The 21,467-nt window shown below is 65.2% G+C and carries 22 protein-coding genes; 13 read left to right on the top strand and 9 right to left on the bottom strand.

All coding sequences use genetic code 11. From position 1 onward, the window contains the following. Window positions 1-39 precede the first annotated feature (39 nt). Window positions 40-1,218 (top strand): hypothetical protein, encoded by a 1,179-nt coding sequence (locus ACQPZF_RS27105; protein WP_433261542.1) that lies wholly within the window; start codon window positions 40-42, stop codon window positions 1,216-1,218. A gap of 381 nt (window positions 1,219-1,599) precedes the next feature. Here the strand turns inward: ACQPZF_RS27105 and ACQPZF_RS27110 are convergent, their stop codons facing one another. Further along, a complete protein-coding gene (locus tag ACQPZF_RS27110; protein WP_433261544.1) occupies window positions 1,600-2,286 on the bottom strand; it encodes a hypothetical protein in 687 nt (228 codons plus the stop codon). A gap of 590 nt (window positions 2,287-2,876) precedes the next feature. Between ACQPZF_RS27110 and ACQPZF_RS27115 the strand changes: the two genes are divergently transcribed. The 7 genes from ACQPZF_RS27115 to ACQPZF_RS27145 all read left to right on the top strand — a co-directional run bounded on the left by ACQPZF_RS27115 (window position 2,877) and on the right by ACQPZF_RS27145 (window position 10,371). Beyond that, entirely contained in the window at window positions 2,877-3,506 is a 630-nt protein-coding gene (locus ACQPZF_RS27115; protein ID WP_433261546.1) for a hypothetical protein, read from the top strand. A gap of 146 nt (window positions 3,507-3,652) precedes the next feature. Then, window positions 3,653-4,306: a hypothetical protein gene (locus ACQPZF_RS27120; RefSeq protein ID WP_433261548.1), complete on the top strand. Its 654-nt coding sequence runs from the start codon at window positions 3,653-3,655 to the stop codon at window positions 4,304-4,306. A gap of 161 nt (window positions 4,307-4,467) precedes the next feature. Beyond that, window positions 4,468-5,145 carry a YaaC family protein gene (locus ACQPZF_RS27125; RefSeq protein ID WP_433261550.1) on the top strand — a complete coding sequence of 226 codons (678 nt, stop codon included), beginning with the start codon at window positions 4,468-4,470 and terminating at the stop codon, window positions 5,143-5,145. Window positions 5,146-5,347: 202 nt separating this feature from the next. Then, window positions 5,348-5,734, top strand: coding sequence for a YaaC family protein (locus ACQPZF_RS27130; protein WP_433274708.1), 387 nt, complete (start codon window positions 5,348-5,350; stop codon window positions 5,732-5,734). A gap of 69 nt (window positions 5,735-5,803) precedes the next feature. Continuing rightward, window positions 5,804-6,775 carry a DUF4365 domain-containing protein gene (locus ACQPZF_RS27135; RefSeq protein WP_433261552.1) on the top strand — a complete coding sequence of 324 codons (972 nt, stop codon included), beginning with the start codon at window positions 5,804-5,806 and terminating at the stop codon, window positions 6,773-6,775. 340 nt (window positions 6,776-7,115) lie between these two features. Next, window positions 7,116-9,581, top strand: coding sequence for a hypothetical protein (locus ACQPZF_RS27140; protein WP_433261554.1), 2,466 nt, complete (start codon window positions 7,116-7,118; stop codon window positions 9,579-9,581). A gap of 325 nt (window positions 9,582-9,906) precedes the next feature. Beyond that, window positions 9,907-10,371 carry a hypothetical protein gene (locus ACQPZF_RS27145; RefSeq protein WP_433261556.1) on the top strand — a complete coding sequence of 155 codons (465 nt, stop codon included), beginning with the start codon at window positions 9,907-9,909 and terminating at the stop codon, window positions 10,369-10,371. Window positions 10,372-10,491: 120 nt separating this feature from the next. Here ACQPZF_RS27145 and ACQPZF_RS27150 read toward each other — a convergent pair. Both ACQPZF_RS27150 and ACQPZF_RS27155 read right to left on the bottom strand, forming a co-directional pair. Further along, window positions 10,492-11,320, bottom strand: a protein-coding gene (locus ACQPZF_RS27150) for an IS5 family transposase (protein ID WP_433261558.1) whose coding sequence is annotated in 2 segments (ribosomal slippage) — window positions 10,492-11,011 and window positions 11,010-11,320 — 831 coding nt in all. Because the reading frame shifts where the segments join, the coding sequence is not laid out codon by codon here. A 67-nt stretch (window positions 11,321-11,387) separates the two neighbouring features. After that, on the bottom strand, window positions 11,388-12,083 hold the full coding sequence (locus ACQPZF_RS27155) for a hypothetical protein (RefSeq protein WP_433261560.1): 696 nt from the start codon (window positions 12,081-12,083) through the stop codon (window positions 11,388-11,390). A gap of 40 nt (window positions 12,084-12,123) precedes the next feature. Here ACQPZF_RS27155 and ACQPZF_RS27160 point away from each other — a divergent pair, with 40 nt between their 5' ends. From ACQPZF_RS27160 to ACQPZF_RS27175, 4 genes are all read left to right on the top strand, one after another. Further along, window positions 12,124-12,294, top strand: coding sequence for an Lsr2 family DNA-binding protein (locus ACQPZF_RS27160; RefSeq protein WP_433261562.1), 171 nt, complete (start codon window positions 12,124-12,126; stop codon window positions 12,292-12,294). A gap of 144 nt (window positions 12,295-12,438) precedes the next feature. Then, window positions 12,439-12,921, top strand: a complete 483-nt coding sequence (locus tag ACQPZF_RS27165) for a DUF6283 family protein (RefSeq protein WP_433261564.1) — start codon at window positions 12,439-12,441, stop codon at window positions 12,919-12,921. Beyond that, window positions 12,914-13,258 (top strand): hypothetical protein, encoded by a 345-nt coding sequence (locus ACQPZF_RS27170; protein WP_433261566.1) that lies wholly within the window; start codon window positions 12,914-12,916, stop codon window positions 13,256-13,258. The genes ACQPZF_RS27165 and ACQPZF_RS27170 overlap by 8 nt, the downstream gene beginning before the upstream one ends. Window positions 13,259-13,720: 462 nt before the next feature. Beyond that, the gene (locus tag ACQPZF_RS27175; protein ID WP_433261568.1) at window positions 13,721-15,070 is read left to right on the top strand and encodes a hypothetical protein; all 1,350 of its coding nucleotides are present in this window, start codon (window positions 13,721-13,723) and stop codon (window positions 15,068-15,070) included. On the opposite strand, the gene ACQPZF_RS27180 is transcribed toward ACQPZF_RS27175, so the two are convergent. After that, entirely contained in the window at window positions 15,067-15,492 is a 426-nt protein-coding gene (locus ACQPZF_RS27180) for a hypothetical protein (RefSeq protein WP_433261570.1), read from the bottom strand. The two genes, ACQPZF_RS27175 and ACQPZF_RS27180, sit on opposite strands and share 4 nt — an antisense overlap. 708 nt (window positions 15,493-16,200) lie before the next feature. Between ACQPZF_RS27180 and ACQPZF_RS27185 the strand changes: the two genes are divergently transcribed. Beyond that, window positions 16,201-16,689 carry a helix-turn-helix domain-containing protein gene (locus tag ACQPZF_RS27185; protein ID WP_433274710.1) on the top strand — a complete coding sequence of 163 codons (489 nt, stop codon included), beginning with the start codon at window positions 16,201-16,203 and terminating at the stop codon, window positions 16,687-16,689. Between the two features lie 290 nt (window positions 16,690-16,979). Here ACQPZF_RS27185 and ACQPZF_RS27190 read toward each other — a convergent pair whose 3' ends face one another. From ACQPZF_RS27190 to ACQPZF_RS27210, 5 genes are all read right to left on the bottom strand, one after another. After that, window positions 16,980-18,275: a hypothetical protein gene (locus ACQPZF_RS27190; protein ID WP_433261572.1), complete on the bottom strand. Its 1,296-nt coding sequence runs from the start codon at window positions 18,273-18,275 to the stop codon at window positions 16,980-16,982. Window positions 18,276-18,431: 156 nt separating this feature from the next. Next, complete coding sequence (locus ACQPZF_RS27195) at window positions 18,432-19,001, bottom strand: hypothetical protein (protein WP_433261574.1); 570 nt, start codon at window positions 18,999-19,001, stop codon at window positions 18,432-18,434. Continuing rightward, window positions 18,998-19,297, bottom strand: a complete 300-nt coding sequence (locus tag ACQPZF_RS27200; RefSeq protein ID WP_433261576.1) for a hypothetical protein — start codon at window positions 19,295-19,297, stop codon at window positions 18,998-19,000. Before ACQPZF_RS27200 ends, ACQPZF_RS27195 begins: the two co-directional genes overlap by 4 nt. A gap of 401 nt (window positions 19,298-19,698) precedes the next feature. Further along, window positions 19,699-20,910 (bottom strand): AAA family ATPase, encoded by a 1,212-nt coding sequence (locus ACQPZF_RS27205; RefSeq protein ID WP_433261577.1) that lies wholly within the window; start codon window positions 20,908-20,910, stop codon window positions 19,699-19,701. Continuing rightward, complete coding sequence (locus ACQPZF_RS27210) at window positions 20,907-21,182, bottom strand: AAA family ATPase (RefSeq protein ID WP_433261579.1); 276 nt, start codon at window positions 21,180-21,182, stop codon at window positions 20,907-20,909. Before ACQPZF_RS27210 ends, ACQPZF_RS27205 begins: the two co-directional genes overlap by 4 nt. Window positions 21,183-21,467: the final 285 nt, after the last annotated feature.

Here is a 21,467-nt window from a genome sequence, read left to right on the forward strand (position 1 = left end):
CGAGAGGGGCTGCCGAAAGCACATATACCATCGAGGGTCATGGTCGTCTACACGAACCGGAACCGGACGGATCCGTCACCAAGAAGGGCTTCCGAGCCTGAAGCGGAGTTCTACGAGCGGGTTGCCGGGCCGTACTGGGACCAGGTTCGTGAGGTGATCAACGAGTGGGTTTCGCATTTCCCGGAGCACAGCCGCTCCGGCCTCCTCAGTCGCTTGCTGGACCGGAATTCCGACGCGAACGTGTACTCCGCGCTGTGGGAATTGTATCTGCATGAGATGCTGCTCGGCTCAGGCTGCACTGTCCAGGTCGAGCAATCACTCGGAAGTCGCGGCAAGAGTCCGGACTTCCTCGTGACCCGTGATGACAGGCAGTTCGTCATCGAAGCGATCTGGACGGCGCAGCGTATCGGTGACATGACAAGCGGCGCGTTGACGCCTTCTCTGATCGACGCCATCGAGAGTGTGCCGAGCCCCAACTTCTATTTGGCGGTCTCGGTCAATCAGGCAGGATCGGCAGCGCCGTCGCAGAAGCGACTGAAAGCTGGCCTGATTCGCTGGCTCGCCGCGTTGGACCCGGACCGATTCCTGGCTGACCGAGACCGACACGACATGCCTCTGTCGGCCCATGTCTGGCGGGAGGCAGGCTGGTCCGTCTCGTCCCGGGCTATCCCGCGAAGCATCGAAAACCGAGGTCTTCCATCGAACGGAACCATTGGGTTCTACCCAGCGTTGGCCTGGTTCGACAGTGGCTCCAGCCTGGTGTTTGACGCGGTCAGGAAGAAGGGCAAAAAATACGGCGACCTGTCACTTCCTTTCGTTGTGGCAGTCGGAAACGCATCCGGGTTTCCCGAGGAAAGGGACACCGAGAGATCGCTGTACGGAAATTTGGTCGAGCGTGATCACGCCGGTGGCGCATCAACTTTGTATCGCCGGGCGGACGGCTATTGGACAACTGCTCACGCCCAAGGTCGCGAGCGGGTGAGCGGCGTTCTCATCGTCGACAATCCCGCGCCATGGACCTGGACGATAAACACGCCCGTTCTATGGCGCAGCCCCAACCCGAACTCGATCGAAGCCCCGACGCTTCCGACTTGGGCGACAGTGCGACTCGTCGGCGATCAGGTCGAACGCCAGCCACCTGCCGCCCCTGGCCACACGGCGGTCGGCCTCGCCGAACAGTGGCCGCTCGGCGACGCCTTCCCGCGGCAAGTCGATTGAAAGTTGTAGTTACAACCGGTTTGATGCTTAAGGTCCGGTTATTGAATCGAAAGTGATCGTCTTCCGGCAGGTCGATCACTTTCGGTTCAATAAGACGAGATTCAGAAGGTCGACTCCCGCGTCGCCGTGCGGTCCGCTGACCTACCTGGTGCCGGTGCAACCCGCCCTGATCTTTCTCACCCGTCGTCCAGTTCGCCTACGACCCGCACGCGACACGACCACACCCACCGCCGGCGACCCGGCCGACGACCGCGAACAGACACCGGCACCCCACCTGCGTGGCACCCCAGCCCTGGCCGTCATCGGTGACGAGTTGCCCGCCGTCGGCCGTAGCAGTTCATACGAGGCCGACGGCCTTGGGTCGGCTCGTGCGGATCATGATCACTTCGGATCGAGATAGGCCGACCACTGGCGGGCATCGGAACCCAGGACACCAGTGATCCATGCGCGGAAGTACAGCTCACGCCACCGTGCGATCGACGCGTTGATAATGCCGTTCACTCGCGTTCGGGATTGCGCGAAACCGGGTCCACCTGCGGTCGCCAAGAGCGTCGGGTCATTCTCCCAAACCATGGTTTCCGTCATGGTCCAGAGTTCTCGGGGTGAAGGCTCGGCCTGCGGACTTTCGGCCAGGGCGTCGAGGTTGTGGAAGCGGCCTTGGGAGCCGTAGCGATCGAGGGTTTCCAAGACTGCGGCCAGGACGCGGTCCTGTGCGACCTCGTCCAGTAGTGTGCGGATGAGTGGTGTGACGCTGGATAGTTCAGCGTGTGAAGCCATGTGCTCGCGACACTTCGAATCGAGCAGTACGACGCGGTGGCGCAACAAATTCTGCATTGTGACTTTGTCAGGCCAGTGCCCGGTGTCCTGGATACCCGCCATGCCCAGGGTCAGTTTTGTCGTCTTCTCCACGCCGATGGACAGGCACGCCAACAACGGGTCGGCGTCGTGAGCCGCCGATTGATAGCGTTCGAGTAGCTCGACAGCGCGCTTCATGAGACTGGCCGCTGCGTCCAGCTCGTCCATCAGCGCCTTGACGACGGGCAGCCTGATTCCACCGGGGTTCACCACGGTCCCATCATCGCAGGCCACTACAGCTGATGAACCGGTGGCTGCGAGTCCGAAACCACTCCTCCGCGAGATACGCAGTCGTCTCCCGCAGTATCCCTTTCTCCTACTTGCCCGCCTGCTTGCGTAAACGCCCGCAGCTCTCCCTGGTTCGCGGCGGTGGCCGCGCCCGACGGTCGTGGCGAGCCTGCTCGGCGCTGTGCACCCGGTGCAGCTGGATCCGGTCGATCACTGGCACGCCAGGGAGTGGGCGCACGGCGATGTCGCGGCGTTGTTGCGGTCGTGGTTGCCCGAGGTGTTGGGGGTGTTGAGCGGTGCCCAGCGGCACTCGATCGCCGACGAGCTTGCGTTTGGACGCGGCCGGGCGGGTCGAGGCGCTGCGGCTGCTGGTGACCGGGTGGGATCCGGAGTCGGCGGCCTCGCGTATCTGGCAGATGGGCGAGGTGACTCGGTGGCCGCGGAACTTGCCGCTGTTCGGGGTGGCCGATCAGTGGCAGGTGCGGACTTCACGTCCGGTACCCGCGCCGAGGTCGGGCAGCAGTCTGGCTAGGGATGACGAGGTGACGGCGCTGTGGCAGGTATCCCACACGGCTGTGACCGGCCTGGTTGCGGCGGTGGACCACTTCCATGCGGCCAAGTCGCTCGTCACCGACGCGCACGTGCTGCATACCCACGCCTTGTTCACGCTGCTCCGGGCGGCGTTGGAGAATGCCGCCACCGCGGCGTTCGTGCTGGCCCCGCCCAGTCGGAACACCAGGATCCTGCGGAGCCTTCGGGTGACGTGGGCGGACCTGGTGGAGCGGGACAAGCTGATGGGGTTGCTCGACACGAAGCCCGCTGTCACCACAGGCCGCCGCAAGACCCAGTTGCAGGACATCGCGCGAGCGCGAGGCCTGTCCGTCGACGAGGTTGCGCAGGTTGCCGCGAGGTCCATCTCGTACTCGACGATCGTGCGCGCGGCCGGTGACGAGGCGTTGCGGGGTGCCGGTGAGGAGATGTTGGCGATCTGGATGTTGAACAGCGGCTCGGCGCACGGCAAGAAGTGGGCGTCGATGATGATGCTCGACCGCTCCCGGATCATCCCGTCGGAGGTGCCCGGTGTGCGGCAAGGGCTGGTGACCGCGCCGGAGGGGCAGGTGTCGTTCAGCGTGCTGGCGGCGCGGCGGATGATCGAGCGCGCATGGCATCTGCATGACCTGCGTTCGCTGGGATCCGGTTCGTGACAGAGTGCTCGACCTACCGTCGCGGCTGGCGGGGGTGTGTAGGTCGGGCGAGGGAAGCGGGAGCGTTGGCGACGCGGTGTGTGATGTGCGGGGCGACCGGAGGGCTGACGCGGGAACACGCGCTTCCTGCCTGGCTGGGACGGGTGATGGATCCGATCGGTGAGCCGGTGGGGCACCGCTATGAGGGAGCGCCGGGCAGTGGCGTGCTGCGGGAGTGGCATGCCTTCGGTCTGGGCATCACGGTCAAGGCGGTGTGCGCGTCGTGCAACAACGGGTGGATGTCGGAGTTGGAGAGCAGCGCGCAGGCGGTGCTGGCCCCGTTGATCCTGGGTCAGGACCGTGCGGTGACCACCGTGCAGTGCAAGTTGATCGTCCGGTGGTTTCTCAAGACCATGCTCATGCTGGAGTTGGCCGGTGCGAGGGCGCAACGTGTCGCCCCTGTCGAGCAAGAGGCGTGGGTACGGGACGACGCTGCCCCCACTGAGGGAGTGACGGTGTGGGTGGGAGCCGCACGGGACCTGTCCGGGGTGGCTACCGCGGGTCGAGGCGCCACGGTCCGAGTCGGTGAAGACGTTGTGGGCGACGGCTGGTTCTTCGTGATCATCTTGGGACGTCTCGTCCTCGCAGCGTTCGGTGGCCCGCCCGGCTACAAGCGGCCTTCGTTGTCGCCACCGCTGACGAGTGCCTTGACCAGGCTGTGGCCCGCGCCTCCGCTGCTTGTGCCGTTCCCGCCAAGAGTGCGACTGAAGCGCTCGCAGACGCCCCTGATCCTGGAGATGTTGTCGGCCTGCCTGGTCTGAGGACCGAACCGATCGCCCCTGTAGAGGTGCTCAGCCTCGCCATGCGGGTGGTTGGTTCCGAGATCGCCTGTCTTGGTCAGCCAGCGGCGGGCCCCCGAGTCGCAGTCGAGCGTCCATTTAGTCCATGAGCTAGGTTATGGCGCTGTCCCTGAGGAGGTCAGGTGGTCACAGGAACGCTCCTGCGAAGCCTTCGCGCTCTGCGCTTCGATCCACCCGGCTACGCAAAGCAGGGTGCACGACGAGCGATGTTCCAAGCTGCTCTGGAACAGTGCGAACAGTTTCTGGCCGCTGCTCGTGAAGCAGGTTACGCCACTCGGCCGGTGCAATTATTCTACGCGCTGTCGCAGGCTGGTCGGGCGGTTGTGGCGGCGTCACCACATATCAGTAATCAGCACTGGCGAGTGTCCGGCCATGGAATGACTGTCGACACTAATTTCTCCAATGCTGTGGATGTCACCGTCACGGCGGCCAAAACCGGACTTTATCCGGCTGTTGCCTCGGCGCTAGGTGTGGAGCCTCTGGTGTCCGGAGAAGCTATACCGCTCGGTCAACTATGGCCGCTGCTCCCTGAAGTCGCCGGATTCCCCATCGTGACCGAAAGGCCGTTGCCGGCGCTGCTCTTTTTTCCTGGCAGCGGGTTGGCGGGTGAAAGTTTCTCTCAGGCGGAAATCTCATGGATCCCTCCATGGCTGAAGGAGCAGCATGGTGACGATCCTGTTCGCGTCAAAACGCATCTTGATCGGTATCCTGCACTTGTCGACAGTGAGTTGGTGTTGTCGCAGCCGCTGGGCAGTTTGAGATGGCGGTCGGCTGGTCATGGGTCAATGCCACTAACTTAAGCTTTCCGCTGGTCAGGGCCAGGTTCGTCCGCCGAACAGGCCGGATGACACTACGAAAGATTGTCCACTTAGGACATAGTTGCATCGCGCAGGCGCAGATCCCCAGGTCGCCTCTCGCCCCAACGAGTCCGGGATGGCCCGGATCCGGTCGAGCTGAACGTCCTCTGGATCGATCTGAGCTGTGAAAACGTGGCTAAAGTTAGTGGCATTGGGTCATGGGTTCACGCTCGAAGTTCGGTGGCTTACGGGAGAGACATGGCGTACAGGAGAGACTCCGTTGCGTGTCTCGGAACCTCGGACACTCGCAGATCTCGGCGTCATTGCGTACAGATCCGCTGATGATCTTGTCGTGACTCCGACTCTTGGAACGATGGCGAACGGGCTGCATCCGTTTCTGGCACTATGGTCGACACTGCTCGCATTGTCTTCGCTGGCGCGGTACGAACCTGCCAGTTGGTCGAAATTGATCAACATCGACAGGTCAGCCGAGGCGAATCCGATCGAGCACTTTCTCGATGAAGCCGTTAACTCGATCGCCCAAACTGTCCGGCATGTTCTTACCACAATAGATTATTCGACTCGGCCGTAGGTGGCGTGCATCCCAACGCCGCAAGGCGGATTGTCTTGCGGGCGATCACAGGAATGATGAGGTGCGGCAGTGCGCCGCAAGTTCTCGGCAAAAGTGGCCAGTATTGGAGTAACCCGCACGCAACTTGCCATCCAGGAAGAACTCGGATGGTTGTTCCGTGAGCAGCCGACCGAAGACTACGGCATCGATGCGCACGTTGAGGTGGTCGACGGACATCGAGTCGAAGGTAGGCTTTTGGCACTACAGATCAAAAGCGGTGTGAGCTGGTTTCAAAAACCCGTCCCCGGCGGCTGGTGGTTCCGTCCCAGGGCGGAGCACGTGAAATACTGGCTCAACCATTCCCTGCCGGTCGTAGTGGTGTTATTTCACCCTGACGCCAACCGGTGCTACTGGCAACTGGTCAATCAGGCCACCTTGCAAAAGGCGTCGACGGGACAGGGGTGGAAGATTCTTGTTCCTGAAGAGCATGTCCTCAATGGAAGTGCAAGGACGCGACTTCGCGAGGCGGCCGAAGGTGACCCATACCTTCTGAGGATGCGGCAACTGCGACTGGCTCGGCCCTGGATGGACCTGTTGGTCCAAGATCATCGTGTGATCATCTACATCGAAGAATGGCTCAACAAGATATCCGGCCCCGCGTCCATCGCCCTGGAGGTAGTCCATCCTGGCAGTGGAAGTATGGAGAAGTTGGCGACCTGGGGAGTCAGGCTTGGTGGGGAAGTCTATGCGGACGCAATTCCGTCACTGTTCCCGTGGGCAGATGTGAAGTTGCATGAGGAGACGTACCGCAACTCGTTCTACCCCGGCCGGGATTTTGAATATCTACTCGACTACGAACCTTCTTCCTCTGGCGAGGAAGAATCTGGCGAAGCGGAAGGTATCCAGTTTCTTCCCGGTCTTCGGCCGTATGCGAACTCAATGGGGGAAGTCGATCATTGGCGCCTCGAACTGACTCTCAACGAACTGGGCAGAGCATTCATGGTAGTGGACGACTTCGGGATGAACGTCGACTCCTTGCCGTCTTCTTCGTCCGCGCCGTAAGTTCAGGTGTACCTGATGCAGGTGTACCTGATGGGCGAGCGGCAACGGTCCGAGACCGGTAGCCTGCGGGTCCGTTTCCCGCGTCGTTGACATGGTCCGGCCGCGGCCAGCTGGCCTCGGCCGATAGGTCGTAAGGTCCTGTGATCGGCTGCGCGCGGTGGCCGGGCAGGGTGGGAGTACTGGGGTGGCCAGACGGAGACGGGGCGCGGCGTGGTCGTGGCTGCTGCCGGCCGCAGCTGGGTTGACGTCGTGGTGGTGGCTGCCGTCGCCGTTGGCGGTGCTCGACTCCTATTGGTCGTTGCCGTGGGAGGAACGTGATCAGCGAGCCAGCGTAGCCGGCATGGTGATCGGCGCGGCCTCGCTCGCGGTTGGAACCGTATCGATCTTGCAGAACCGTCGGCGTTCCGCCGCCGCCGCCGTCGAGGTCCCCGAGCCCGTCCGCGCACCTCGCGCTGAGCTCGCGGAGTTGCCACTGATGCGCACGCTCCCGGCGGGCCGGGCTCGGGTGCACGAGGCGGTGCCGCTGCCGGCAGGGCACGGCCGCCACCGACGTCGCCGGTGGGCGCTGCGGCGGGCGAACGGCGCTGCACTGGACGCGGATCTGCCGTTGTTCGTGCCCCGCGAGCTGTCGGCGGACGTCGCGGCGTGGATGCGGCAGGCGCGCCGCGAGGGTGGCTTCCTGCTGTTGGTGGGTACTTCCAGCGTGGGCAAGACCCGGTTGTTGTTCGAGACCGCCCGCCAGGAGCTGGGCGGTGCCCGGGTCCTGGTGCCCGATCTAGGCGACGGCGGGGCCGTCAACGCCCTTGCCGATGCCGCGCTGTCGGGGCCGGTGGTGGTGTGGTTGGACGAGCTGCAACGCTTCCTGGCCGGGCCCTATTTCGTCACCGACGACAGCGTCGACGACGTGCCGGTTACCGCCGCCGTCTTGCGGCGCTTACTCGACGGTGACGCGCCGGTGATCGTGCTGACAACCCTGTGGCCGGACTACCTCGACCGGCTCCGCGCCAGCGACACCGACGACGCGGGTGTGACCAGGCCGCGCTACCCAGGTGCTGCGGACGTGCTGGCCCTGCGCTCCAAGCAGTTGCGCGTGGACACGTTCACCGCGGCGGAGAGGCATCGTGCCCGCGAGTTGGGTCCACGCGACCCCCGGCTGGCCTTCGCCGTGGAAGGCACGGACTTCAACGTCACCGAGACCCTCGCCGGTGCTCCGCGCATCATGCAGCGCTACCGGGAGGCTCCCGCCGAGCGGCAGGCGGTCGTCCACGCCGCTGTCGATGCCCGACGCCTGGGCATCCAAGGCCCGCTGAGCCGGCGCCTGTTGTGCGAAGCCGCCCGCGGCTACCTCACTGGCATCCACGCCGACGACACCTGGTTCGATCGCGCCCTGGCCGAGCTGACTCGCCATGACCGCCGTGACGACGCCGCCACAGCGCCACTGTTGGCCATCGCCACGGCCGACCACCGCCGCGTTCTCGGCTACACCGTCACCGACTACCTGCTCCAGGAACTCCTCCGACACCGCCGAAGCGCCCTGCTCTCCGACACCACCTGGGACGCCCTTCTCGACCACACCGATGACGTCGACGACCGTCGCCGCCTCGCTCGGGGTGCCGAGCAACGGATGCAGTATCGGCACGCCCACCGTCTCGACCACGCCCTCTCGAACGTCGGTGACATCGACGCCACCGTCCGAGTGGCCAAACGGTTGGCCAAGCAGGGCAGGGTCGACGAAGCCGTGGAGATGGTGCGTCCCCTTGATGCGACAAGCGAGTCGTTCGTCGTCCTGAGCTTGTCGGAGTTGCTTGAACAACAGGGTGAAGTCGGTAAAGCCGTAGCACTGCTGCGTACTCTGGTTGACACCGGTCACCGCTACGCAGACATACTTCTGGTCGAGATGCTGACCCGCCACGGCATGGTGGAAGGGCTGTTGCCCCTGGCCCTTGATGGTGACATCTACGCGTCCATGAAGTTGATCCCACTGCTGACCGAGCGCAGCATGGTGAAGCCGCTGCGCCGCCTCGCCGAGGCGGGCAACACCCAGGCTGCCTCCTACCTGGCTGGGCTGCTGATCGAACAGGGAAAGATCGACGAGGGCTATACGTGGCTTCGCGCTCACTACGATGCGACGCACGCCCGGACCGGCACGTTCGCCCTCTGGTTGGTCGAGCGGGGCGAAACGGACAAGGCCCTGGCTGTGCTGCGCGCCATCGCCGACGACAGCCCGCTTGCCGCCACGCTGCTGACCCGTCTGTCTGACAGGCAGGACACGATCGAGGAGCTGCGCACGATCGCTGGCCTTACTGCATCCCTCACCTCGCACGCGCTGGCCGACATGCTGGCCGAGCACGGCATGCTGGACGAGCTACGCTCCCTATCCGACGCTGACGACACCCACGCTCGCCGCCAGCTCTATCACCAGCTTGCCAAGCACGACATGCTCGACGAGTTGCGCGCTCGTGGCGACGCTGGCGACACCGACGCCGTAATCGAGCTGGCCCGACACCTTGCCACGTGTGGACGCCTCTCCGGGGCCGTGACACTACTGCGCAGCCGTGCCGAAACCGATTCCACGTGTGCGTGGGCGTTGGCAGATCTGCTAGCCAAGCATGGCGAACACGAGCTGCTGTGGGACGAAGTGCACGCCGGCAACAAGCACGCCTCTCGCGGCCTGATCAATTCCCTCCGTGCCACCGGGCAGCAGGAACACGCCGAGCGACTGCGCATGTGGGGCCTGACATCCGACGGAATGCCATCGCCGCCCTGGTGGCCGACAGCGGGCTGCACCGGTGAATCCAGCCATTGACGAGTATTTCTCGCTGGGCACAGTCACCTCGGTGGAGGCAGACACCACCGCGCAAGGATGAGCGGGCAAGCGGCACGGCGCATGCCCGTCTTGGCCGACGCAACACGCAGCGCCCGGCTCGAACTGCCTCCCGACCATATGGCTGTCTCGACGGCGCTAGAGCCTGTCTCCTTGGAGTTTTCCCACGTCCGGGTGGTTTGCCGCGTGGGGGCGCATTCCCAGGGCATCGGCAGTGTTGCCTGGGGCCCGGCCCACTCGTTGCCGCAGAAGGTCGTTGACCGGAGGCGGTCGCGGGCGCGGCGATCACCAGGTGAAGGAGTCACCCATGGAAACCTTGAAGTCTGGCGTCTACCGCATCGTCAGCTGGTCCAGCGCCATGAGCCCCGAGGCGCGGGTCCTCACAGCCGGGGAGAACGGTGTGACCGTTGCGGCTCCGGGGGCCGCGCCGGAACGGGAGCAAGAGTTCAGCGTGGAGGTCCGCGAGGACGGCACCCTTTGCGCCATCCAGATTCCCGCCCGGCTCTTCCCCTCTCGTTCCGTGAGCTACAAGGAGGCGGAGATGGGCGAGAGGGTGATCCTGGGGCCGGTGAGTGACTTCCCCACTCGTGAGTGGAAGATCGAGCCTGCTCCGCAGAACCCGCTCCCGATCCCCTACTTCCTCCGTGTTCCCGACCGGGACCTGCAACTGGTGATCTCGCCGAAGGCGATCTTCCCGCCCGAGCTCGAACTGGTGCCTTCCGACTCCGACCTCCAGAACGCCTGGGCGCTGCTGCCCGTCAAGACGGATTAGCCACCTGACGCCCGGGTGAGGGCACCGGTCCCCCTGCGCATGGCGTTCAGCGTGGTGCAGCACGTCGGTACTGGCGCTTCGCCTGCGGACGCGCGTTGGGCGGTTGACTGCTGACGACGGCTATCGCCGGGCCCAGATGAGGATCGCGGCGAGGTGGAGTGCGGCCTGGTAGGCGATGGCGAGCTTGTCCGTTCGCATGGCCAGGCCGCGCCACTGCTTCAGCCGGGCGATGCACCGCTCGACGGTGTTGCGTCCCTTGTATGCCTCTGGGTCGAACGTCGGCGGCCTCCCGCCGTGCGAGCCGCGTCGCCGACGGTGACGAACCTGGTCCGCCGGCTGCGGGATCACCGTGCGCACGTGCCGCTCGCGCAGGTGAGCGCGGATCGCGCGCGAGGAGTAGGCCCGGTCCGCGAGCACCACGTCCGGCCGGGTCCGCGGTCGCCCGGTCCGGCCGCGCGGTATACGGATCGCGGCCATCACCGCGGTGAACGCGGGCGCGTCGCCAGCCTGACCTGCCGTCAGGACAATCGCGAGGGGACGGGCGTGGGAGTCGCTGGCCAGATGAACTTTTGTGCTCAGGCCACCTCGCGAGCGTCCCAGCGCGTGGTCGGCGGGCTTACCCCGGCCAGCGTCACCCTTTGCGGGCGCCCGCCGCATGCTGATGGGCCCGGCAGACGGTCGAGTCCACCGTGACCACCCACCCGATGTCGCCGTCCGCGTCCGCCGCCGCCAGGACCGCAGCGAAGATGCGGGCCCACGTGCCGTCCACCGCCCAGCGCAGCAGCCGCTTATGAGCGGTCTTGAACGAGCCGAGCTCCCCGGGCAGGTCCCGCCAGGGCGAGCCCGTCCGGAACTTCCACGCGATGGCCTCCAGAGTCCGGCGATGGTCCGCCCACCGCCGCCCACGGACCGGATCGGCCGGCATCAACGGCTCGATCCGGCCCCACATCACATCGCTGATCACCAATCGAACAGACACATCCGATCAACAGCTCAACCCATCAAAGAGACACGCTCTAGCTGGTGGAGTCCGTCGCAGGCAATGGCGGGATGGAATCGCGCATCATGCCGATACCGGCGCTGACAAGGAACTGGGCCGACTCCGAGCCAAGTTTCCACGGGTGCTGAAGAAGCGCACGTCGCAGCCGGTTTTTGTCTGCGATCTCCCGTGGGCGTGGGCGCAATCGGGAGAACCATTGGCCTTCCGCGCCCCAATGCGAGTCGGTCGGGTCGTCCAGCGCGCGGACGAAGCGGTCGACCAGCCCCGGCCAGGTCGGGGTACCCCACCAGTGGCGACAGGCAAGCCCTGCATGGGCTGCGGCGCGCCAGAAGGCGTAGTGGGCGTCGCGGTCTTCGGCCAGCTGGGCAACACCGCCGAGGACCCCCAAGGCGTGATCGGTGTACTCGTCGAGGTTGTCGCCAGCGAGGTCGGCGAGGGCGACCCCGGTAGGCAGTCTGCGTCGAGGGTCGGTCAGCCAACGGCACAGCTTGCCCGCGAGCCAGTCGACCGCCTCGATGTCGAGTTCGTCCAGGTAGGCGATGGGTGCATGGGCGTCGATGCCGCAGTCGGTGCGCCAGCGTCGGATGATGTCGCGCATCCGGCTGGTTGTGTGGGAATTGATGCGGAGCATGTCGCCGTCGCTCAACGGGCCGTCGCCGGCGTGCCAGTCCTCGACCGGACTGTTTCGCCACGCGCTGTTGACCAGTCCCACTGCGGCGAGGTCGAGGACCGCGCCGCAGTGGTCGGGTTCGATGCCGACCTGGTGGCGCCGGTCGGACGTCGCCCGCAAGACCACGACCGGCGACCGGGAGTTGAACCAGGCGATCCGCGACTGGGCCAGGAACCAGGGACACCAGGTCTCGGAACGAGGCCGCATTCCACAGGACCTGGTCGTGGCCTTCAAGGAAGCACAGCCGGCCTGACCGGCAGTCCGCTCGCCTGCCGGCAAGGCATTCGGCACGTCTCGGACCGCCCCTCGCAGACCGCCCGAGCAGGATGGTGATCTACTGCGTCACCATCCTGCTCGGGCGGCACCACGGCGACCAACGCGATTGGGAACAATCACCGTGACTGACAGCGACCGACCGAAGATCGTCATGGTTCGTCCGGCAGGGGACGGCAAGTGGGGCGTCGTCACCGTCGAACGCCGAGGAAGCGACCACCGGACCGAACCGTGTCCGCGCTGCCCTTGGCGGCTGGACGCCCCCGCCGGGGCATTTCCTCCGCAGGTGTTCCGCGACAGCGCCCGCACCACCTACGACATGGCCATCCACACCTTCGGCTGCCACGGCTCGGCCCGAACGCGACCCCAGATGTGCGCGGGGTTCCTCCTGCGAGGAGCCTCCGACAACCTCACCGTCCGCCTGGCTTTGATCAAGGACCGGATCGATCCCGACTCGATCAGCAGCCCCGTCGGGCTCTACCCGAACTACCGCGCGATGGCCGTCGCCAACGGCGTCGCCCCGGACGATGCCGCACTGGCGCCCTGCCGCGGCGACCGGCCGATGATCGGTCTCGACCACGGGCAGGACGACACCAACGGTGACTGAGGACGACCGGCGCGACCGGTTCGCCGACATCTTCACCGTGGTATTGATCAAAGGCGCCGTGGAGGGCGATCCCTACCGGCACTTCGGTTCCCTCGGCGGCGTCACCCAGCACCTGGCGACCGCGCGACGCCTGGGACTGATCGACCCCGAAGACGAGTACACGGCAACTGCTCGTGCCCAGGCGTTGTACCAACGTCATGGACTCAACCGCCTGTCCGCCGGGCGCGCCTACCTGGCATGGCGCGGCTCGCCGATCGTGGAAGCGGTCCTGGCCGAGTTGCTGCCCGAAATTACCCCGCCCGTCGACCAAGCTCGCCACGAGGCGGACAAGAGTTGAGGTTCACTCGGGTGCGGGTCGGGACCTCGCGGTGCCGCGCGCGGGCAGCGCGAGGTACCGTGCGGTCTCAGCGACGATCGGCGAGGCTCTCGGTCGAGATGAGCAGGCCGTTCAGTTTGGTGATGAACCGCGGCGAGTTCCGTGACGCGCTCGCCGCTTGTGGCCGAGAGCGTGAACATGGTGTGCAGCGCCACGAGACCGGTCGAACATCATCCATGGGTCCGCGGGCCGAGCGTGTCCTCGTCCACGGTGTGCCGGACGGCGGTCATGTCCGGATGGCAGGCAGCAAGTCGCAACGAGAGTCACCGGTCAGCGAATCCGTGGTGTCATGGCGACCCGAAGTAGCATCTGCCGATGCAGGCTCAGTTACCGGTGCATGTCGGCCGACCGCAGAATCCCTTACCTTCGAGTTCAGGTCCCGACCGGTCGTCATTGCCGACGGGTTACGAGGTGGAGCCGGTGGTGACGGTCAGGCGGCCGTCGCTTCATGAGGTCGACTGGGCACGGCACGAGGTCGAGCCGCGATGGTTGGGGTACGAGACGGCCCACTGCGTAGCCGCGCTCGAACCCAACCTCTACAACGGCACGAACGAACTCCGACGCTTCCTCGCAGGCGCGGCCAGGCGAGACGAAACCGCCCTGATCATCGCCGTGATGGGCACCGTCAAGGGCCGCCCGTCCCGGCCGCCCGGCGACTACGACGACTCGATAGCACTGCTGGACCACGACACCACCATCTACGGCTGCCTCTGCCCGCAGGGAACCCGACCGGTACTCGCCGACGCACTCGACCCTGCGGATCGGGATCTGGGACTGCGACTGCTCAACCGTCCCCCCGACGCCTCGTGGTGGGAAATGCAGTCCGACCGCGAGGGCGGAGACCCGGCCGGAGCGCAATGGGGCACAACCCGACCGGCAGGGCAGTTGCGTCCGATCCTGCTCGATCCGCTCGGTACTCCGGTCGTCGCAGTGTGGGTGTCCCCGGACGAACGTGAGCGCTGGTACATCGTGCCCGACGGCGTCGACTGGGACACGATGATCGACTGGCTGGTGCAGCGCGCCGTCCCCGCCTACGCCCCGGACGCGCCACGACGTCACCGCCTGACCTTCGCGGTCGACGCGGACTTGGAGACGCCAGCGGAGACCGAGGCCCGCGCCGCGCTGGCCGACCTGGAGGTCCGGTACGCCCGGGACAGGGCGCGGCTGCAGCAGGACCTGGCAGACGCCACAGCCGTCGCGGACCCCATCCGCAACGGTCTGATGTTCGGCACCGGCTCGGTTCTGGTTGACGCGGTCACCCAAGCGCTGTCCGCTGCGGGGTTCACCGTCGACGACGTCGACGCCCGACTGGGCGCGACGGTGTCGGCCGACCTCCTGGTGACCTTCGGCCCGCACCACCGCCTGGTCGAGGTGAAGTCCGAAGGAGGCAGAGCCAAGGAAGCGCTGGTCGGCGACCTACTGCGACATCTAAGCACCTGGGGCGGCCTCCAGCCCGACTCACCTGTCGACGGCGGCACCTTAATCGTCAACCACCAGCGCAAACAGCCGCCCGGTGAGCGGTTCCGGCAGATCTACGGGCGCCCGGAGTTCGTCAAGACGCTCACAGTGCCGGTCGTCGGCACCCTCGACCTGTTCGACTGGTGGAAGACCGAGAACTGGGAAGCCATCCGGACCGCGGTGCTGGGAACTTCACCGACCGCTGACGGCCAGCCCTCGACAGGGCTTGTGGAGGGCACGGCAAGCGCGCCACCCCATGCCGCCGTACCCAGCCACCTGCACCGGCCACCGACCCGCGATCCCGCTCCAGGCTAGTCCTCCTGCGGGCCGAAGTTCTCGTCGACGAACAACTCCGAAGGAAGATCCGACCGTGCCCTGACGCGGATTCGACGGTCTTCAAGACCTCGAATCCGCATGTTCAACTCGAACACGTGGGTCATCTCCTGCAAGACCGCGAGGGGGTCGACCTTATGGACCAAAAACTCGGTCACTTCGATCTCGGCGTTGTCATCGGATGCGCGTTTCTCCCACACATCGCGGGGCGCGGCGTAGACCCGCAGGTCGTACCCGTGCTCGCCTCCGCCGATGCTGAACCCGACCACCTGCCACTGCTCGCTGTCGAGACCTACCCTCCGCACAAGCCCTCTCCACGGCACAGTCTTGCGCTCGTCGAGCTGTGCCGTGCCTTTCCAATCGGGAAAGGTGACGCTCGCCTCGCCCCAGGGTTCCCCTTCCACGCCCTACTCCTTTCGTCTGCGACCGGAATATACCCCTCGGCATGAGTCGCACAGCAGAAGGACTGCGCCGATACGACCCGGTAGGCCCGATTGAGCGCCAAGACAGCAACGCGCTGTTCGTCCGGCTGTGGCCGATCGGTCGCCGCGTCAGGAGTTGGTGACTAGTCGAGGTTGATCGTGTCTCGGGCGTGCCCGTGTCGACGTCGGAGTGGGCCAGGGGATCAAGGGATAGAACGTCATAGGACGTAACGGGTGGCGTAGCTGTGTCACCCCAGCCCCGGCACGACCGTGCTACCGCAGCCCCGGCGCAGCTGCGCCACCGGCGGCAATCTGCCGGGGGTGGCAACCTGCCGGGGGTGTGGACAACTAGGAGTCCGACCTCAGGGTCTACGCGTGAAGAAGTGCAATCGACATGACGGATTTCGCACACCGAAATCCCGGATCGATTTCGTTCTTTGTGCAAGATTTCACCCGTTGAAAACTTTGACACTTCGGACGATCGATGTGACGATGCCCTGCGGAGCGAACCGGGGGGCGTGAAGTCGGATGGTGGCAGCAAAGCGGCAACGACGCACCGCAGGAAGACTCGGTCGACCCGCTACGCACGTCGAAGAGGGGCATGGGTCGGCAGCGGAAGAGGAGCCCGGAAACTGCGGTGATTCCGCCGGATACTCATGCGGTCGGTGAGTCCGCATGAGTATCCGGGTGATGACCTGGGTGTGGGAACACGCCGAGGCCGCGGGCACCGACCTGCTCCTGCTGTTGGCGATCGCCGACTCGGCCGACGACCAAGGGCGCAACGCCTGGCCATCGATCGCCGATCTGTCCCGCAAGACACGACTGGACGAGCGCACAGTCCAGCGTCGCCTCAAACGCCTGCACGACCAAGGACGCATCGCGATCGAGGTCGGCGGCGGACGGCGCCGCAACCGCTACGCCATTTTCATGAACCCATCACCGATTCTGTCGCCACCACAGGATCGGCCGGCCGCACCGGTCGAGCGCCACACGACCACCGCGTCCTCCCGCCGGGGTCGTGCCCGGGAACCGGACCGGAGATCCGACCGCGTCGACTGGCCGCAATGGTGCGGGCGCTGCGACGGCCCCGCACCGCAGGAACGCTACGTCGACGACGGCACCGGCCTGCTGGTCCCATGTCCCCGCTGCCACCTAAAAGGACGTGATCGGAACACCTGATCGTCCACCAGACCCTCATCCAACGGCGACAGCACTCCGGCAGTCCTCTGCCGCACCTCACCCGCCGGCAGACGGCCTGGTCGGCTTCGGATCGATCCCGTGCGCCAGGTTGGATTAGTACCGACGACCGCGCTTGACCACGGCCAGGAACACCCAGGCCCGTAAGGCGACCCATACGACGGTGGTCATCGGCGCACGACGCGGTCGAGTTCCGGTTGCCGCCCCACGGGACGCTGTATCAGGCTTGCAGGTTGTCGAGCCGGCGATCCTCACCGGCCCGGCTTCACCGTTCAGGATTCGGCGGTCCACGGGGGTAGCAGGGACGGCACCCGAGCACGGCCGGGAGCGAGAGGACGTGCGTCGAGTCCTGCCTGGGTGGCGTGCTGAAGGATCGTGTGCCAGTCACCGCTGGTCACTGTGTGAGCAGGGCAGACCGGACACGGCCTTGCGTCCTTACAGGCGCTGGTGGCGTCGGTCTGGTTGCGGATGTGGTTGAACGCGCTGAGCGGGTCGTCGGCCTTGACCAGGAACCAGGTGCCGGCTCGCTGGTCGGAGGGCAGTTCGGCCGTGACCGCAATGCCTCGGGGCGGGTCGACGTGGTCGCCGTGGCGACGGATCACGAAGTGGCGGTCCAGGGTGTCGACCTCGTCGTCCACGGGCCGGTGGGCCTCGACCCAGGCTCGCGCCTGCTCGACGGTGCCCGGTCCCCAGAGCAGCTCCACCGGGTAGCGGGTGGTCTCGAACCGGGGATCGAACCCGAGCAACTCCTGGCGGTTGTCGGCTTGTGCCCGCACAACCAGGCAGGTGGGGTCGACCACCATGTCCGAGCTGGGCACCGAGGCGACATCGCCGATCTCCACGCGTTCGGTGTCGTCCCAGACGATGAGCTGCACCGGCCGGTGCACGGGGGCGGGATGCAGGCGACCGCCGGGCGTCCGGGCACCCCACAGGCAGTTGATGATTTCGGCCAGGTCGCGGATGACCCGCACAGCGTCGACGGGTGTGCCGAGGTGATAGCCGGAGGAGTGCGCGACCATGTTGCGCAGTTCGATCCACGCAGACCGCATCCTCCGGGCCCGTTGGCCGGGCAGGAGCCCTTCCACGCCGGCCCACTCCCTCAGATCCTTGAGCATGCCGTTGAACTTTTCGAGCTCGCCGCCGGTGGCCAACTTGAGCTTCCACGGGCCGCCCCGCCGCTTGAAGGCGGCATGGACCTTCTCGAACGAGTCGACCTCTACGGTGCGTTCCCGCCCGCTGGAGGCGCTCACCAGGACGATGCGGTGCTCGTAGAAGGTCAGGAACCGGTCGCGAAGGGCGTGCTCGACGACCAGGCGGGCGTAATCACCGGCGATGGTGAAGAACTCGTAATCCAGCACGCCGTGGAGGTAAAGAGTGCGGACGCGCTCGAAGCGCAGTCGCGTGCCCTCGGTGACCTCGTCCACCAGGTCGGTACCCGTCAGTAACGTGTGCTGGTAGGCCAGAGCCGCTTCCGGCGTGAGCATGTGGGTGATGCCCAGCCCGTAAGGGGTGAAGTGCTGCGTGCGCTCGTCGGGCGTGCGCAACTGCTCCAGCGTGTGGGTGATCACGGACCTGCTCCTTCATCGCCAGCTGCCGACCGAGGTGGGTAGGCCGGCCGGGAGGCCAGCCGAGCAGGATGCCACACCAAGCCGCGGTTGGCTCGATGTTTTCGGCGGGACGAGCCGACGAGCAGGACAGGGTGTCGCAGCCGGAATTCCCGATGCTCAAGCGCGCCGAATCAGCAGCGGGCGCTGTCGAGGCAGGCGGCGGCTCGACCGGAAGGTGGTTGGCTGATCATGGGCTCGGCGGCGGCGAGGGCTGGTGTTCGGGGCGCAGGACGGGCGGGTCGATGCGGGTTCCGAGTGCCTGTTCGGCGCGGGAGATGGCCTGGTCGAACGGATGTCCGGCGACGAGTCGGTGATGGTCCTGGTGGTCTGGATCGCGCAGGCGGCGGTGTGGAGCAGTCCGCTATAGCTTTCGAGGATCGGCGTGCTGTGCGGTCCCGTCTGTGGGTCAAGGTAGGCCATCGCGCCCTTGGTGGAGGGGTGGACGTGGGCCGAGTAGAGGCCGAACGCGACGTAGGTGGTCTGTGCGTCGTAGGCGCGGCAGAGTTCGGCGAAGTTCTTGACCATCGGCAGCAGCGGATGAAGCGTGTCCGGTTTCGGCGGGACCGTCGTGCCGACGGCTTCGGGTGCTGGCCAGCCGGCTCGCTGCGCGTGGCCGAAGAACCTGCGCTGTTCGTTCTCGCCGTGCTCGGCCATCGCCTCCAGGGCCTGGTCGCCAACGTCGATCACCCATTGGAGCACCAGGGCGTGTTGCCGGATCGACCGGCAATGGGTTCCGCTTCGTGGTCCAGGCCGTTGTCGTGGAGCAGGACGGTGGCCTTGCTGCTGCGCATGATCCAGGCCCACCAGCCGAACATCGCCTGGAAGACGTGGCTGGTCTGGGCGTGGACGGTGATCTGCCCGGCGTCCACGACCGCGTCGAACGCCTCGGTCAGGATCGTGATCGCGGTCCGGGCCTTACGTGCGTTTTCCCTGTCGTCCCACAGTCGAGTCTTGGACGTGTGGTTCCGGTCGTCGGTGGTCATCAGACGTCACCGAGGCTTTCCCGGCGCAGGTCGTAGAGACGCCAGGCTTCCTTGAGCAGCAGCGCGGCGGCGCCGGTGGCGGTGACCACCTGCTCGAACGAGGTGCTCGCCGCGCCTCACAGGGTGCCGTTGCCGCGGTCGACGACGCTGCCGTGGTCGATCAGCGACAGGCGACTGCCCGGAGTGCCGTGGGCGTGGCCGCTCTGCGAGCGTCACAGCAGTCCGGTACCCGAACGGATCACCGCTGCGTCGGCGGCGTCGACCAGGTTGGCCAACCCGACCGCCTCGGTGATCACCAGGGTCATGTTGAACTTCCACTTGCGGATGTTGGCGGGATTCTTAAATCAGCGGTGCTTTATCGAAACGATAGGAATTGGTAGAGAGTCGCCCTAGGTCGATCCCTACTTGAGTGGAATGATGTCGATGAATTTGGCAACCATGTCCCGGACCTCCTCGGGGCGCTCTTGTGCCCATATCGCTAGGAAGGCGCTGGCAACGACCATTCCGGCGATGAAGCCCAAATCCTCGCCAATCTGCTCGAAAATAACATGGCGGTCGCGATTCGTCAGAGCCCTGTCGCGTACTACTTGCTTTACGTGTTCCTGTTCGCTCGGTGGCAGTTGCATGGAAACGGTAAGGCGCGCTGCGACATGGTCCAATCGGTCGAGGGCGACATCAAAAACATGTGCCTCCGGGTCGCTGTCGCCTGGGAGGATGAACACCCGGTTCGCGGTATCCGCCTTTGCGGACTGGTCTCCGTCAAGCAGGCACACGGAGGGGAACTGGGAAGTGGGGTCGAGGTTATGCTGTTGGTTCACTTTGATGGCAGGATCCTCGCCGCCCATGCCGTGAATTTTGACAGCGTCAAGCTCAACTTTGCCATGATAGCGCAAAGCTGTTGCTACCATCAGTTCGGCGAATTCGTCCTCGACGAAGATGGCCAATTTGGCGTCAATCTGTCCTGTGATGGTACGGAGGGCCTTAATGTCAAGCTTGCCTTGCAGGACCTCGCCATTATAGGCGGCCCAAATTGCCGTAGATGGCAGTGGGGTAAGCGCATCGTTGCTATGAGTAGTGAAGACAACTTGGCAAGACTTGCGCAATGCGACATCGACGAGATATTCAACCATTCGCCGAGTGGCAATCGGGTGCAGGCCGTTCTCGAGTTCCTCGATGAGGATCATTGCCCCATCCGGGGCTTCCTCGATTGCGGAAACGATCCTAATGACGCTAGCCTCTCCGGCGCCAAAGTGAAACTCAGAGTACTCGCTGCCGTCGGAGTTGCGCACCGCGAAAAGAGTTGCGTGGCCGAGAGCGTCGATGGACAGGCGGTTGCAGCCTTGCATGTCCTTACCTAGAATCTTTTCGACTGCATCCACCACGCCCGACGAGAGCGCCACTTCGTGGCGGGCGACAAATTTGCTTCCGATGGCCTTGACTAGTTCTTTGCGTTCCGTGGCGGGAAGGGTTCGTGAGAGACCAAAGAATAGTACTGGTCGCTTAATGGCCTTACGGTTCCATTTAAGTTGTCGGAAACTCGCAGTACGTTGAAGCGGAAGGCGTGCATTTAGGGTCTTATCGATCAATTCATACTCGATGACCCAGTTCTTCATACTCGCGTCATAGCGTCCACTTTTGCGAAGAACGTCCCCGGTGAGATGCCGCTATAGGCTAGTCCGACAGCGCCGAGAATGGTCGTCTTTCCGCCTCCATTGGGGCCGACGAGCGCGGTTACCGGAAAATCGAAGCTAACCACACGATCGGTGAACTTGCGGATCTGCTTGAGTGTGATTCGACGCAGGTATGTGCCGTAATTGCCTGCGCTTACCTTCTTTTCCAGACGATCGAGATCGCTATCTCGAACCTCGCTACGGTAGTTGCTCACGGCACCTTCCAATGGTGGCAGCGCGAGAGACCACCTGCTGCGCGCCCTCGCGGCCCGGATCTTAGCAAAGTGCGCGCGAGATACCCGGTGCCTCGCGCGCAAGCAGCGTGGGTTGCGTACCGCCTGAGCCCATCGGGCTACACGACGCAACATCAGCGGGCTCGACAGGAAACTGACCTGCGACGGGGACGGGTCCGTCGTCTGCCAGCAGCGCCGCGCCGACCTGCCAGTCACTGGAGATGTCGACGCTCGCAGACGGACCGGGGCAGGGAGCCAGGCGGCGTC

This window comes from Actinosynnema sp. CS-041913, from assembly GCF_050942485.1.
In the GTDB taxonomy this organism is placed as follows: domain Bacteria; phylum Actinomycetota; class Actinomycetes; order Mycobacteriales; family Pseudonocardiaceae; genus Actinosynnema.

Coding starts and splice junctions, on each gene's coding strand:
- ACQPZF_RS27105 (WP_433261542.1), top strand. CDS start 40: ATGGTCGTCTACACGAACCGGAACCGGACGGATCCGTCACCAAGAAGG.
- ACQPZF_RS27120 (WP_433261548.1), top strand. CDS start 3,653: ATGGATCCGATCGGTGAGCCGGTGGGGCACCGCTATGAGGGAGCGCCG.
- ACQPZF_RS27140 (WP_433261554.1), top strand. CDS start 7,116: ATGGTGATCGGCGCGGCCTCGCTCGCGGTTGGAACCGTATCGATCTTG.
- ACQPZF_RS27145 (WP_433261556.1), top strand. CDS start 9,907: ATGGAAACCTTGAAGTCTGGCGTCTACCGCATCGTCAGCTGGTCCAGC.
- ACQPZF_RS27160 (WP_433261562.1), top strand. CDS start 12,124: ATGCCGACCTGGTGGCGCCGGTCGGACGTCGCCCGCAAGACCACGACC.
- ACQPZF_RS27185 (WP_433274710.1), top strand. CDS start 16,201: ATGACCTGGGTGTGGGAACACGCCGAGGCCGCGGGCACCGACCTGCTC.
- ACQPZF_RS27200 (WP_433261576.1), bottom strand. CDS start 19,297: ATGACCACCGACGACCGGAACCACACGTCCAAGACTCGACTGTGGGAC.
- ACQPZF_RS27205 (WP_433261577.1), bottom strand. CDS start 20,910: ATGAAGAACTGGGTCATCGAGTATGAATTGATCGATAAGACCCTAAAT.